The 13,393-nt window shown below is 32.5% G+C and carries 14 protein-coding genes; 4 read left to right on the top strand and 10 right to left on the bottom strand.

Annotated elements, in window-relative coordinates; genetic code table 11:
• Positions 1-4: 4 nt before the first annotated feature.
• The 4 genes from ACHRVX_RS04375 to ACHRVX_RS04360 form a co-directional block, all read right to left on the bottom strand.
• Entirely contained in the window at positions 5-373 is a 369-nt protein-coding gene (locus ACHRVX_RS04375) for an STAS/SEC14 domain-containing protein (RefSeq protein ID WP_395329601.1), read from the bottom strand.
• Between the two features lie 925 nt (positions 374-1,298).
• On the bottom strand, positions 1,299-2,060 hold the full coding sequence (locus ACHRVX_RS04370; RefSeq protein ID WP_395329599.1) for an alpha/beta hydrolase: 762 nt from the start codon (positions 2,058-2,060) through the stop codon (positions 1,299-1,301).
• 33 nt (positions 2,061-2,093) lie between these two features.
• Positions 2,094-2,567, bottom strand: coding sequence for a hypothetical protein (locus tag ACHRVX_RS04365; protein WP_395329597.1), 474 nt, complete (start codon positions 2,565-2,567; stop codon positions 2,094-2,096).
• Positions 2,568-2,569: 2 nt separating this feature from the next.
• On the bottom strand, positions 2,570-3,526 hold the full coding sequence (locus ACHRVX_RS04360) for a heme-binding domain-containing protein (RefSeq protein WP_395329595.1): 957 nt from the start codon (positions 3,524-3,526) through the stop codon (positions 2,570-2,572).
• Positions 3,527-3,794: 268 nt separating this feature from the next.
• Between ACHRVX_RS04360 and ACHRVX_RS04355 the strand changes: the two genes are divergently transcribed.
• A complete protein-coding gene (locus tag ACHRVX_RS04355) occupies positions 3,795-4,913 on the top strand; it encodes a LytTR family transcriptional regulator DNA-binding domain-containing protein (RefSeq protein ID WP_395329593.1) in 1,119 nt (372 codons plus the stop codon).
• Positions 4,914-5,185: 272 nt separating this feature from the next.
• Here the strand turns inward: ACHRVX_RS04355 and ACHRVX_RS04350 are convergent, their stop codons facing one another.
• The 3 genes from ACHRVX_RS04350 to ACHRVX_RS04340 form a co-directional block, all read right to left on the bottom strand.
• On the bottom strand, positions 5,186-7,597 hold the full coding sequence (locus ACHRVX_RS04350; RefSeq protein ID WP_395329591.1) for a TonB-dependent siderophore receptor: 2,412 nt from the start codon (positions 7,595-7,597) through the stop codon (positions 5,186-5,188).
• A gap of 386 nt (positions 7,598-7,983) precedes the next feature.
• Positions 7,984-8,751 carry a methyltransferase domain-containing protein gene (locus ACHRVX_RS04345; protein ID WP_395329589.1) on the bottom strand — a complete coding sequence of 256 codons (768 nt, stop codon included), beginning with the start codon at positions 8,749-8,751 and terminating at the stop codon, positions 7,984-7,986.
• 483 nt (positions 8,752-9,234) lie between these two features.
• Positions 9,235-9,606: a hypothetical protein gene (locus ACHRVX_RS04340; protein WP_395329587.1), complete on the bottom strand. Its 372-nt coding sequence runs from the start codon at positions 9,604-9,606 to the stop codon at positions 9,235-9,237.
• A 168-nt stretch (positions 9,607-9,774) separates the two neighbouring features.
• On the opposite strand from ACHRVX_RS04340, the gene ACHRVX_RS04335 reads away from it, so the two are divergent.
• The 3 genes from ACHRVX_RS04335 to ACHRVX_RS04325 all read left to right on the top strand — a co-directional run bounded on the left by ACHRVX_RS04335 (position 9,775) and on the right by ACHRVX_RS04325 (position 11,215).
• Positions 9,775-10,188, top strand: coding sequence for a helix-turn-helix domain-containing protein (locus ACHRVX_RS04335; RefSeq protein ID WP_395329585.1), 414 nt, complete (start codon positions 9,775-9,777; stop codon positions 10,186-10,188).
• Positions 10,189-10,428: 240 nt separating this feature from the next.
• Positions 10,429-10,929, top strand: coding sequence for a hypothetical protein (locus tag ACHRVX_RS04330; RefSeq protein WP_395329583.1), 501 nt, complete (start codon positions 10,429-10,431; stop codon positions 10,927-10,929).
• A 55-nt stretch (positions 10,930-10,984) separates the two neighbouring features.
• Positions 10,985-11,215 carry a hypothetical protein gene (locus tag ACHRVX_RS04325; RefSeq protein ID WP_395329581.1) on the top strand — a complete coding sequence of 77 codons (231 nt, stop codon included), beginning with the start codon at positions 10,985-10,987 and terminating at the stop codon, positions 11,213-11,215.
• Positions 11,216-11,276: 61 nt separating this feature from the next.
• On the opposite strand, the gene ACHRVX_RS04320 is transcribed toward ACHRVX_RS04325, so the two are convergent.
• The 3 genes from ACHRVX_RS04320 to ACHRVX_RS04310 form a co-directional block, all read right to left on the bottom strand.
• Positions 11,277-12,140 (bottom strand): hypothetical protein, encoded by an 864-nt coding sequence (locus tag ACHRVX_RS04320; protein ID WP_395329579.1) that lies wholly within the window; start codon positions 12,138-12,140, stop codon positions 11,277-11,279.
• Positions 12,141-12,228: 88 nt separating this feature from the next.
• Positions 12,229-12,774, bottom strand: a complete 546-nt coding sequence (locus ACHRVX_RS04315; RefSeq protein WP_395329577.1) for a hypothetical protein — start codon at positions 12,772-12,774, stop codon at positions 12,229-12,231.
• A gap of 46 nt (positions 12,775-12,820) precedes the next feature.
• Complete coding sequence (locus tag ACHRVX_RS04310) at positions 12,821-13,186, bottom strand: hypothetical protein (RefSeq protein ID WP_395329575.1); 366 nt, start codon at positions 13,184-13,186, stop codon at positions 12,821-12,823.
• Positions 13,187-13,393 lie beyond the last annotated feature (207 nt).

The following is a 13,393-nucleotide window of genomic DNA, read 5'->3' as shown; positions in this document are numbered from 1 at the left end:
GTATTTAGATAGTTTGATTTCCCTCAACCCATTTCAAAGCTTTGTTGAAAGCGAGTTTTTTAAATCCGCGGAATTCTCCGGTTGTATTAAATGTAAATCCATCACCAAAACTTGCCTCGTCAGAATCTGATACGATGGCTACTCTGTTCCAGTTTTCAAATTGTTTTAATCCGGTAACAGCATCTTGCAACCACGAATTCTCGGTAAAATTGTGAATATCAGTATCTACGGCAAACAAAAAATTGATTCCGTTAGATTGTTTCGACAAACCTTCGATTTCCGGCATTACAACACTTTTAAAATCAGCTGTTGTTACCTGACCAAGCGCTCTAAAAGCAATTAAATTATTTGCTGTTTCTATTTTATGTATCATAACAATTAGGGTTGAAGTATTAAATTAATAATGAATCATTTCATTCATTTACAGAACATTAAAATTAATCCAGATATCCGCACATAATTTTACACGATTCCTTGATGTTCTTATAAAACTTCAATAGTGAAATTTTTATTCCAGCGGGAGTATTTGCAAATCAAAATCCGTTTTTATCCGCGTTTTTACAAAGTAAATCTGCTTTTATCTGCGTCAAAATTAGACGCTGATTTTACTGATTCGCTAAAGCGAAAACGCGGATAAAAACGGATTTCTATAATTGCTAAAAATATAACGCTCCGATGGAGCTGATTATGCTCGTCAATGTTGAATTGCTATAAATATGTTGCTCCGCTGGAGCTAATTGGAAACTTTTATATTGAATTGCTATAAATATAACGCTCCGATGGAGCTTGCTTCAAAACGCATAAATTAATCCCGTCGACATGAAATATTTATAGAAATATGGAAAAACGATATCAAAGAACCCCAGCGGGGTGATATATTTATAGAAAATAAAAAAACGTACAACAAAACCCCAGCGGGGTGATATATAAAATTGCCAAATAATGATATGTCGGTTATAAATATGTCGCTCCGCTGGAGCTAATTTGATAGTTGCTATATTGAATTGCTATAAATATAACGCTCCGATGGAGCTTGCTTAAAAACGCATAAATTAATCCCGGAGGGATGAAATATTTATAGAAACATCAAGAAACGATACAACAAAACCCCAGCGGGGTGATATCAAATTGCAACAATATATAGCTCCTCCGGAGCTGATTATAAACGTCAATATAAATTTTCTATAAAATATGTCGTTCCGCGTGAGCTTTAAAAACAAAAATAAATTCATAAAAAAAAGCTCCAAAATCTATGATTTCAGAGCTTGTATAATCAACCTTTTTACTTATTTATTTCTTTATTTCTTTGCTTTTGCTGCTTCTTCAATAATATTAAGTACTTCTGTTGGGTGAGAAAGCATTACCACGTGGCTGGCTTCGATTTCTGTTGTTTTAGCATTGGCTCTTTTTGCCATGAATCTTTCTAAATCCGGGCTGATTGCCTTGTCACTTTTTGCTAAAATGTACCAGCTTGGTTTTGTTTTCCATGCCGGAGTTCCGCTTTTGTCTGCAAAAACACCTTGCGCTGCGGGAGTTTGTGTGGCAAAAATCAGGTTTTGTTCTTTCTCTTTTAAATCCTGTGCAAAAACGGTTTTCACGCCTTCTTTAGACAAATAAAGAAAACCATCTACAGGTTCTAAATAATTACTAAGTGTAACTGCCGGGCCTTGCGCAGATAAACTAGGAAGTGTTTCTCCTAAATCAGGAACTAAAGCCGCAACATATACCAAACCTTTTACTTTAGGATCGTTTCCGGCTTGCGTAATCACAAAACCTCCCCATGAATGCCCTACCAATATTACATCTCCTTTTGCCTGAGTGATGGCTCTTTTTGTAGCAGCAACATCATCTGCTAATGAAGTTACCGGATTTTGAACCGAAATTACCGGATATCCTTTTGCCTGTAAAGCGACAATCTGATTCGAGAACGAAGATCCGTCAGCCCAAATTCCGTGGACAAAAATGATTGTTGGTTTATTTGATTTTGTTTCTTGTGAATACATTGTAATGGTACTAAAAGATACCAAAAGTGCGAAAGCTAAAATTTTAATTGTTTTCATTTTTTAATTTATTTAGTGTTATTGAATTTATAATTATGGCAGAATCGCCATTTTTTGTTTGAGTATCATTTCAATTCGGTTGTGATTACCCAAAGTATCTTTTTTGATTTGGATGGCATTTCCGTCAAATTTTTGATAGCTGATATTTGCTTTTCCGGAAACGGCTTCGAATATTTCGATGGAAATTAATTTTCCGGGAATAATTGCCCCAATCCAGTTGGGATCAGATTTTTGATGCCAGGTAATCCAGACTAATTTTTCTCCTTTTTCTATTGGCGAACCATTCGCTTTTATTCGTTGTATTGCTTGTTGGTTTCCATACAATAAAGCCGTTGTGTGTGTTTTATTATTAATGGAAGAGTTAATGACTTTTAAGCCCGAAACCTTGTTGAGTAATGCATACGGAAGTGATGCTTCGTTATTTAAAGACGTTTGGTTTTCTTTATCCGAACAGGCAAAGAGAAATAATAAAGTGATGATTGCTGTAAAATAAGTTATTGTTTTCATGTTTATTGACGTATTGGAAGCGTGAATACATAATCATTTTTCTCCATTGGCTGATGGCAATTCATACATTCAATTACAAAATTGGCGTTTTTGCCATACGGAACCATTGCCGGTGTTTTAAAGCGGGAAAATCCCCAACCGTTTGTTTTCCTGTATTTTTTATCATCTTTAACCATAAATTCTACTTGTTTAAAAGCACCTTGAGAAATGTTTCCTTCCGTATCTTCGATTTCATCAAATGCTGCTTTCGCTAAAATAGATCCGTTGGGCCAGGGACTAATTTTCTTTTCCTTAATGGCTTTCATTGCAATGTCATTCCCAAAAATAATTCTCATTGTACCATTATCAAGTCGTTGTGTTGTACTTATCACCGCCCAGTTTTTATAATCGGCGATATAGGCAATTCCGTTAGGGGATTTTGGTATTTCGGCCAGCTTTTGAGCTTTCTTTACCGCTTCTGCCTGATCATTTAATGCTTTTATTTTTGAAGTATCCTGAGGTTTATTATCCACTCTGAGACTCCATATGTAGTTTTCAAGTACTTTGATATCCTTGTGTGACAATTTAGCCTGAGGATGTGCCAATGTATAACTCTGTAAAGGCATTGCTCCCTGAGAAATCTGGTTGATGGATTCCCAAAGTTTTGCTTTTTGATCTGCCGGAGATAATTCATCCCATTTAGAAAAATTAAGTCCGCTCCTTCCCTCTTTTATATGCTGTGCAACGAGCCACGAAACCGGAACTATTTTATCGTACCAACTTAAATTCGTTTCGTTAGAATGACAATCGTAACATGAGTTTTTCAAGATCGCTTGTACTTCATGTGGCACTTTTACATCTCCGGTAACGGGTGGATTTATAATAACCGGACGAAAAAATTGCATTGCTAAAACAACTCCGGACAAAATTACTACAGGGATTATGACAACCTTTCTTTGATACCATTTGTGCTTTTTCATAGGATCGATTTTTATTTAACTTAGAATATCTTTTAAAATTATTGTCCAAATATGATAGTGGAAATTCAAAATCTTTTCGATAAAAATGTTATCTGTCTAAAAATTTATAGTGCAAATAAAGGCATGGAAAGCGCCTGAAATCAAAGAAAAGTGCGCGAAAGGGAAAAAATGAACTTAAAAGGGAATAAATACATTCGAAAGAAATTTTGATTATCAATTTCTAAACTTTTTATTAATTAAATTTGGCTCGCTAATAGAAAATTTTCCCATGAAAAAAGACAGACTTTATCTTTTTACATTTTTATCCTTACTTGTCGTTGTGTATATCTGCGGCTATTTTAGTATGAATTATTTGGTAGGTCTGAGTACGGAGCAATTTCTAAAAATTCAGATTGAGTCCAGTAAAAGAGAAGCCAAAGAAATGGCCAATCTGATTTCGTATCAGGCTCAACAGAATCCTGACAGAAAGGTAATCATTAATAACGTACAAAGCAGCATTGAAAAAACCGACACGCAAACGGGATTTATCTGTATGTTTGATCAAACGGGAAAAGAAATCTGCCATCCTAATCCGGCAAGAATTGGCGCAATGACGCTTCCCGAAGAATCCTATATTTCTAAAACCCATGACGAAGTAAATCCTGAGGACTTTTATAACTATTTAAAAAATAAAACCGAAGGCGGCGGGATCAGGCGTTTTAATAATCCTGATCACGGAACGGAAATTATTTATTTATATCCTGTTAAAAATACAGACTGGATCATCGCCTCGCATGCCAACCTGAAAAGCATTAACGATCAGGTACAAAACCTGAAATTCTATTTTATTCTGGTTTATATTGGTACCGGAGCTTTGATTGTTTTGCTTTCTTTTTTTATGATACGTCTTTTCGGAAGTCGGTATGAAAGAAAACTCGAAGAAAAAAACGAAAATCTGGTAAATGAAGTTTTGAGCTTATCAAAACTCAATTATGATTTGACCAACTACAAATCGAAACTGGAATTAAATGATCAGGTAAAAACTCCTGAAACTTCCATTATTCCTTCCAATAAAAAAAGAATCCTGACGCATTTAAAAAACGAAATTGTCACGCTCGAAATTGACCAAATTGCTTATGTGTACATGGAAAACACGATCACTTACGTGAAAGACATCAACGGAAAAATATCAACGAGCAACAGTAGTTTAGATGAAATTTACAGCGATTTAGACAATACTATATTTTTCAGGGCGAACCGACAATTTATTCTGGCAATAAAATCGATCGATAAAATCCTTAAATACGGTAATAATCAACTGAAAATTGAAGTAGTTCCAAAATCTGCAATTGATGTGATTATCAGTAAAAACAAAGCAGCAGAATTTAAAGCATGGCTGAACAAATAGCAAAAAGGGAATATTTCGCAATGAAATATTCCCTTTTTTAAATTATAATTATTAAATAAATTTAACGCGTTGGCTGAAATTATTTTTAACACATAGAAACATAGAATTATGGAACTCAAAAAAGGCTTTTCACTTGCATTAACACATCTCGATAGCTATCAGGACTATGTGTAAGAAACGAGTTTCTTTTGATTTACTTTTTTCAAAATCAGAAAATCTATGTTTCTATGTGTTCAAATTAGATTTTTATGATTACACCCAACGGATTAGATTTAGAATTTAAACGTAACATTTGCTGTTAAACGTGTTGGGTTTTGAGCCGCAAGCCTGTACGACCAATATTTTTCGTTTGTTAAATTGTCTACTTTAAGACCAATTCTATATTTGGGCTGATCGTAAAAAAGCGAACAATCTAAAACGGTATAGGACGGAATCGAAAACTGGAAAGCAGTTGTATTCGTCTGGTAATATTCGCTGCCATAAATTCCGCCAAAACCAAATCCCACACCTTGCGCAGGACCATTTACAAGCCTGTAACTTACCCATAAATTTGCCGTTCTTGGAGATCCGGCAGTTGTTGGTCGTAATCCCTGAACGCTTGCATTACTTTTTTCGTATTTACTGTCATTATACGTATAACCCGCCACAATATTTAATCCCGAAACAGGATTCGCAATCAACTCGGCTTCAAAACCTTTGCTGACCTGAGTTCCGTCCTGAATAGAAAAATTTGCATGATCCGGATCGTCGCGTGTTATATCTGTTACTTTAATATCATAATAACTAAGTGTCGCCGATATTTTATTCAAATCAAATTTAAAACCTCCTTCTAACTGATTCGCCTGATTGGGTTTGAATGTATTTCCGTTAAAATCAGAACCGGAAACATTACTGAAACCATTCATATAATTTCCAAAAACCGAAATTTTGTCTTTCATGATTTGGTATACTAATCCAAATTTTGGCGATAAAGCCGTTTGATTGTAATTTCCTGCAATTGAATCTTTACTGGGATAATATGTTCCTTTGTTTTCGTAGCGATCTACCCGAAGTCCCGCCATTGCCAGTAATCTGTCCGTTAAATTTACAACATCAGAAGCGTAAGCGCTGTAGGTGTTTTCATCATTCGAAACAAAATTGTTGAATTTAGCCGTTGCAAATAATGGCGCTACTTTATCAACATTAAAATTATTATACGCATCGCCCGGTTTTTTATAATCCATCGACGGCATATTTACAATTGCATCGTTACGGGTTGCACGAAGACTGTAAAAATCGAAACCTGCTACTACCCTGTTTTTAATTTTTCCAATTTTAAATTCCCCAATAAAATTCTGCTGAACATCAGTTCCGTAAAAAGGCGATTCCTGATAAGTAACCTGTTGTCTGATAGTAGTATTAGACATCATTGTCAAGGCTACAACATAACCATCTGATGATGATCTGGTTCTGGACAAAATAGTTTGCGAAGTCCAGGTATCGGACATTTTATATTTTAACTGTGCAAAAATATTATATTGCTGACTCGTATAATTGATCGTATTGTTAGCAAAAGACAATTTGTACGGAATCTCAAGTTCTTCGATACTATGCGCCGTACCTTTTGCAAATGGCGCAAGTCGGGTTGGCGAAGTAGCTTTGTAAAGACTGAATTCAGCATCAATCAAAAGGCTCAGACGATCGTTGATTTGGTAAGAAAAACTTGGAGCAATAGAAAAGTTTTTATTAAATCCCGCATCCTGAAAACTTCTTTCGCTATGCAACGCCGTGTTTATTCTTAACAAAGCCGTTTTATCTTCATTCACAGGCGTATTTACATCAACGGTCAATCGATTCAAATCCCAACTTGCTGCCGAATATGAAATTTCGCCCTTGAAACTATCAAAAGGCTTTTTGGTAACACGATTGAATAATCCGCCAAATGATGACAATGTACTTCCAAAAAGTGTTGCAGATGGTCCTTTGATAACCTCAATACGTTCCAGATTTGAAGGATCAATTGTAGTATAGGTAAAACTTCCAACTCCGTTTCTAACCACTTGCGGCGTTGCAAAACCTCTTGATATCGAAGTAGTTCTTCCTTGATTTCTCACCTCAGCAATTCCGGCTCCGGGAACATTTTTAAACGCACTATTATAATCTGTAACAATTTGTTCCTTCATTAATTCCTTATTTACTACAATGTAAACCTGTGAATTTTCAATGTTTTTTAAAGGCATTTTTGCAACGTCGATACTTTCCTTTTTTGCAAAACGATTTCCTCCGCTTCGAATCACCACATCTTCAAGATTTTGAACAGATGAGTTTACTCTTATATCCACTTCTGTAGATGGGGCTTGTGCTGTAATTTCAGCCGTTTCGGTAGATGATGCATATCCCGACATCGTAACTTCTAAAGTATAAGTGCCAAAAGGGAGTTTTTTAAACTCATAATGTCCCGCCGAATTCGTGACAGCACTCTTATTGATTTCTATTAATTTTACGATAACACCTTGCCCCGCATTTCCGTCATTTGTGATAATAGTTCCGCCTATTTGTCCGCTTGAAGCCGTTTGAGAATGAAGTAAACTTCCGCTTAGCAGAAAACCAAACATTATTATAAAATTTATTTTTTGTTTTAAACCGAATCTCTTTTTATGCGAAATATTTATAAAAGAGGCAGTTGATGGTATTTTGGTGTTCATGTTATCTTTATTTAAACTGATTCTAAATTAAAGCGCAAATGAACACTATTTTTTTTTAAATATCAACTGTAATTCTTTAATATTTTAAGAAACACAGCATTTATCTAAACGTAAAACCAACACCAAAATAATGTTTTAAGATTTTTATTACGAAAGGGTTTGGAGTTTGGAGTTTGGAGTTTTGATTTTTGATTTTTGATTTTTGATTTTTGATTTTTAACGACGCGTTAAACCGGACAGGTTTTTAAAACCTGTCCGGTTTGCCAATGATTGTCGCTTAAATCGATCCAGGTTTTGTGTTTTGGGTTTTGACTTTTGACTTTCGACTTTTGACTTTTGACTTTTGACTTTTGAAGACGCGTTAAACCAAATATTGTCGCTAAAATTTATCCCTTCTTTCCGTAAAGCAAAATTCTTTTAAACGAATATATCGCCGGAAGTTTCGGGAAATGCTCCACTATTCTTTCCTTATAAGTTGTAATAAAAAGTGCCTGCTCCTCGCCTTCCAAACGTTCTATGTACGGAATCAAAGCCGAACCCGATATAAAATTATAAAGCGTATCATGATCGTTCGCGATAATAGGATATACTTTTTGCAGGATTTTAAGATCTTCAAGTCCGCCATCAAAAAGAATTTGCGCATATTCATCGATACTCAAAACAGGAGAATCTCTTGTAAAGCCATTTAAATAGGTTTTAAAAGGTTCTTCGTTCACCAATTCCAGCAAGATTTTATTGAGTTTATTTTCCGGCTGAACTGGCATTTGTACCGCAAATTGCCCCTTAGAATTCAACAGTTGCAGCAATTTCGCAAACAAACTTTCATGATCATCCGACCATTGTAAAGCCGCATTGCTAAAAATCAAATCCCATTTTTCAGCGGATGCTATTGTTTCTTCGGTAGTTGCTTTTCTAAAATGCAAATTATCCGTTTCTAATGCCTTTGATTGTTCCAGCATTTCTGCCGAAGAATCAACACCCAGAAAATCTGCTTCTTTGAATTTATTGGCAAGAATTGCCGTTTGTTCTCCCGTTCCGCAGCCTAAATCAATGGCTTTCATTCCGTTTACGGGTTCAATAAAATCAGCCAAATCATAAAATGGCTGATACCGAATGTTTTTAAACTTATTATAGATTTCAGGATTCCAAGGCATTTGCTAGTCTTTTTAGATTTTATATTTTGATCAGAAAAAAGTCTTTCTTACCAAAATAAAATTGTGTTACTATTGACTAAGATACAAAATTATAATTTGTGGTTTTAGGAGCTTATTCCAGCTATACGCTATATCTTTTATTTTTCTAAAGAAAAAAAATAAAAGGATGCCGCTGCTATCTGGGCTAGGAATTTGGGTTTTATTAGAAATCCTATTGAACCTGCAATTAGGACTAAAATTTGAACGAATATTTATTTTAGGATTAAGTATAAATATGCATTTTTTTCAGGACGAGACATCATTAAGTTACGCTTTTTTTAAACAATAAAACTTTAAAAAAATCACGCAAAGAAGCAAAGACGCCAATTTTACATACATTTCCTTTGCGACTTTGCTTCTTTGCACGAGATTTATTCGACAACATACTGCCTTAACTTACTCACTTCAAGATCAGATAGTAACAACAAAATAAAGAACTTTTATTTATTCATTAATACTAAAAGTATCACCTGTAAGCACCTCATTAATTTCGGTTATCAATTCAAATTCATCTAAAGGAAACATTTCCAAAACCATTTCTAAAACGAGCGCCACATTAATGGGTGAATATTTAATTGTAGCCGAAGTTTGATGTGCATCTTGTTCTAATGCTACAATACATAATTTTATAATTTCGGTAATGGTACAGCCAAGTTCATAATAATTCAGGACTTTAATTTGAGCTGTATGAGCTCCTCCTTTATCAGCAGACGGTGTTAAAGTATTACAATATTTGGCAGTTAATTTTTTAAGGCAATCTAATTTTTTGATTTCGTTGATTTCCATGGCGTACATTTTAGTTATATATTTAATCATTTACAATTAGACTTTTATTATTTTATTATAAGAAAAATTGTACTTTTGTTTGACCCAGCGAAGAAAGAAATAGATTAAATAGTACCAAATCATTTTTGGCCGTATTGTAAAGCAATAAATATGTTTTTTACAGATTGCGACTTATCACTTAATTATTATCTTTGAATTATGAGCACACTTACAAAACCAAATCATATAGGGCGAAAAATTAGCCGTATTCGTGAACTTCGAGATATGAAACAAGAGGCATTGGCACAAGCTTTAGGAACCAACCAACAGGCAATATCTGCACTTGAAAACAGTGAAACTATAAGCGATGAAAAACTTATTGATGTAGCAAAAGCTTTAGGAGTAAGTGTTGAAGCTCTTAAAAATTTCTCAGACGAAGCTGCAATTAATTATTTTAATAGCTTTAATAATTTTGCAGACAATAGCGAGGGGACTTTTAATAGTCATTGTAATTTCAATCCTTTAGATAAATTGATTGAATCTTATGATGAAAACAAAAAACTTTACGAACGTTTATTAGCATCAGAGAAAGAGAAAAATACTTATTTGGAGAAATTCTTAAACAATAAATAATTTTTATTAAAACATATATTAAATCGAAAAAGAGACTTGTGGGTCTCTTTTTCGATTTAATATTTTTTGATCTATTTTGTAGGTATGGATTGAAAATTCGCGTTATCGGGTTAATTCTAAATTCGTAAACTCTTTAGGATATGGCAGTGACATTGATAAAACAATTGATTTTAACTACATTCGTATTCAAAATAATCATTCAGTACGGTCAAATTTTATCACAACCAAATAGATTTTAATATGATATTTGAAAGCAAAATTATAAATCATTTTGAATCTAACTGGATTAAAAGAGATATTAAATCTCCAATAAATCAGGCATTAACAGTAAATGATATTACGCTCATTTCAGAGATTGGTTTACCCAATGATATTCTAGATTTTAATTTCACTAATGAAATTTATTCCTTATCCTTAACAGAAATTGTAATAGGAAATACATACAATGGCGGAATTATCATTCTCAATACACAATCCGGAAATATTACAAAAGACAACAATTGTTTTCTGGCAAATTCACTTCATCAATTAGTTTTGCAACTTTATGTTTACGATAACCTATGGAAAAATATAATTCCAAATAAGGATTTCGGCAATTACAGAGAAAATCACAACCATAAAAAATATGCTCAATTTATGGAACAGGAATTATTAAAAATAGATCCTGATTTATTAAATAATGATACGCACTATTTTTGGAGCGCATTTCTGGAAGATATAGAATCTGGCATTGTTGGATAGATTAAAAAAACTGTGTTAGACAATAAAAATATCAAGATTATTTGCAGAACCAAACATGGAAGAAAGAAAAAAATGGCTCTCTGCCATTGAAAAATTTGTGACCGATATCAACTCCATTGTTAGCTGCCCCAATTGTGAAAAAGGAAATCTAATTAAAGATGTTGCTTTTAATGACAACCAAATCAGTAAAGGAGGTGAAAGATTTATTGAATGTCGGGCATGCGGTAAATTTGAAATTGTGTTGTATAGAAATCCTCCTGAGAATTGGTATTTAAATAATGAATAATCAAAACACATATGCTTCTGACTAAAAACACTTAACTTACAAGCACCTAACTTACAAGCACTTAACTTATTTTATTTACTTGCCCTAACGTTAATAAAGTAGCTTCGCTTATAATTTTATTTTCAACACCTAATCTTTTCAAATTAAGTATTATTTGTTTCAATGTAATCTTATTGGCTGACTGATTATAATAACTTGAACCGTATTGAACAAATAATTGGTCTATACTAATTACTCTCATTTTAGAAATTAAAGCTATTTGTTCAACTGCTTTGATAACATTTAAATCGGATAAATTTGAAAACCCAAATTCAAAGTCTAAAACTTCTTTTACCCTTTGATCCGGCTTAATTGTATCAACACCAAACACCATCCTTAAATGTTGAAATGTCGCAATAGCAATATTTGGAATAGAACCTATTATATCGGACTTATAATTTGACAAATCAGCCTTAGTTCCCCAATTATTCATTAAACTAAAATCATCTGTAATTTTACTTTGCTTTTTTAATTCTGCTATGCTTAAAAGTATATTTTTTAAGGTATTATACTTTTTTTCATCCTTGTGTCCCCAAAATAAATAAAACTCTTCTTTTGTTTTAGAATTCATTATTTCTTTTAATTCATCAAAGTTTTTTAAATTAGGATAATGGCTTTCAATTCTTCTAACATGCGGTTCAACAACTTTATTATAATTTCTATTAGCTGCCAAGACAACATCTATTAATGCAATTGCTGGTTTTTCTTTGAACTTATCAAAGTAACTATAAGTTGATCTATTTGCAGATTCCATAATAGGAATACTACCAAACTCCTTATATCCATGTCCTGTCACAGTTAAATTTTGGTTTCCAAGATGTTTTATCTTTTCTAAAATATCTTTATCTGAAATGTGTTTAGATATTTGAAAAATTGTTTTTGCCATATTATTTAATTACAATTAAAAATATATTCATTTATAAATAACCTATAAGTGTTTTGGTCAACTACTTTTTTTTGTTTTAAAAATATTACTATTTAATTTTCTTTAATACAGTTAACAGTTTAGGGATTTTATCAACTTGTGTTTCTGTCCAAAATCTATAGTTCAAAATTTTATCATCGTCATAACTATTTAATTTGATGGTAATTCTACGATCTTTTTCATATATAAAGTATGACAAAGTCATTTCTTTCGCTTTAAAGATAAATTCGGATGATTTGTCTTTAAATTTCAGATCTAAATTTGGAATTACGTTGTCCTCTACAAAGTTTATAAACTCTTCAATTTCATCAATTCCAACCCAAACCGTTTTATGTACATCAGGATTCTTTATATACATATCTAATTGCAACGCATTAGTTTTAGCTCCTGATTTAAGATCAATAACTTCTATAGGATAAAAATTTACAGATTCACCAATTCCAGATCTAAATTCAGCTGTTGTATTCCAGTCTTTATTTATTCTTGTAAATTGAGTTTTATCAATTAATATTCGAGTTGAAGATTCAACATTTTCTTTTTGAGAATAAGTCAAGATGCTACAAAAAAAGACAATTATTACCAATACATTTTTCATGGATTTTTATTTATTAAAAAATTAGACAACCAATTTGTCTCAATTTCTATTCACAAATACATTTATAATTTATTATATATTTATGGAATCTTTCACCATAAGAGTTTGAGTCACTATATCCTCCATATTGAAAGTTTGACCAATTCATATTTGGAATTCCACAAAAAATATATGTACTCGTTTGATAGCTATATTCACTTTTTTTTATTTCTGCTATAACATAAGTTTTATATTCATATTCATATGCTGTAACTTTATAAAGCCAACTTGAATCTAAAGTATAACTGCCTACTGTTGATTTTAAATATCCATTTTGGATTATAAAATTTAATAAATCAGTACAGCTTACTTCTTGGCAGTATGAATTAGTAGAAAAAAGAAAAAACATTATGGACATTACTATTTTTCTCATCATTAAAATTTTATGAATTTATATCGAAATTATTTTCTTACCATAAATATTAAATTCTGGTATATAGTTTCTCTTAAGAGACAAAGATTACCAATTAATAATCAAGCACTTTACGGAAAACCATAATCAACCAAAATTTATTTTCAACAAGTATACTACTAAATAAAAATCAGGCAACACGTATATATACGCGTTTTAGTAAAGGAA

Source organism: Flavobacterium sp. FlaQc-47, assembly GCF_044006475.1.
Classification (GTDB): domain Bacteria; phylum Bacteroidota; class Bacteroidia; order Flavobacteriales; family Flavobacteriaceae; genus Flavobacterium.
This window is presented reverse-complemented; position numbering and strand designations above follow the sequence as displayed.

Bases quoted from the DNA above. Each gene is read 5' to 3' on its own strand.
- ACHRVX_RS04375 (WP_395329601.1), bottom strand. From the start codon at position 373: ATGATACATAAAATAGAAACAGCAAATAATTTAATTGCTTTTAGAGCG.
- ACHRVX_RS04370 (WP_395329599.1), bottom strand. From the start codon at position 2,060: ATGAAAACAATTAAAATTTTAGCTTTCGCACTTTTGGTATCTTTTAGT.
- ACHRVX_RS04365 (WP_395329597.1), bottom strand. From the start codon at position 2,567: ATGAAAACAATAACTTATTTTACAGCAATCATCACTTTATTATTTCTC.
- ACHRVX_RS04360 (WP_395329595.1), bottom strand. From the start codon at position 3,526: ATGAAAAAGCACAAATGGTATCAAAGAAAGGTTGTCATAATCCCTGTA.
- ACHRVX_RS04355 (WP_395329593.1), top strand. From the start codon at position 3,795: ATGAAAAAAGACAGACTTTATCTTTTTACATTTTTATCCTTACTTGTC.
- ACHRVX_RS04350 (WP_395329591.1), bottom strand. From the start codon at position 7,597: ATGAACACCAAAATACCATCAACTGCCTCTTTTATAAATATTTCGCAT.
- ACHRVX_RS04345 (WP_395329589.1), bottom strand. From the start codon at position 8,751: ATGCCTTGGAATCCTGAAATCTATAATAAGTTTAAAAACATTCGGTAT.
- ACHRVX_RS04340 (WP_395329587.1), bottom strand. From the start codon at position 9,606: ATGATTAAATATATAACTAAAATGTACGCCATGGAAATCAACGAAATC.
- ACHRVX_RS04335 (WP_395329585.1), top strand. From the start codon at position 9,775: ATGAGCACACTTACAAAACCAAATCATATAGGGCGAAAAATTAGCCGT.
- ACHRVX_RS04330 (WP_395329583.1), top strand. From the start codon at position 10,429: ATGATATTTGAAAGCAAAATTATAAATCATTTTGAATCTAACTGGATT.
- ACHRVX_RS04325 (WP_395329581.1), top strand. From the start codon at position 10,985: ATGGAAGAAAGAAAAAAATGGCTCTCTGCCATTGAAAAATTTGTGACC.
- ACHRVX_RS04320 (WP_395329579.1), bottom strand. From the start codon at position 12,140: ATGGCAAAAACAATTTTTCAAATATCTAAACACATTTCAGATAAAGAT.
- ACHRVX_RS04315 (WP_395329577.1), bottom strand. From the start codon at position 12,774: ATGAAAAATGTATTGGTAATAATTGTCTTTTTTTGTAGCATCTTGACT.
- ACHRVX_RS04310 (WP_395329575.1), bottom strand. From the start codon at position 13,186: ATGAGAAAAATAGTAATGTCCATAATGTTTTTTCTTTTTTCTACTAAT.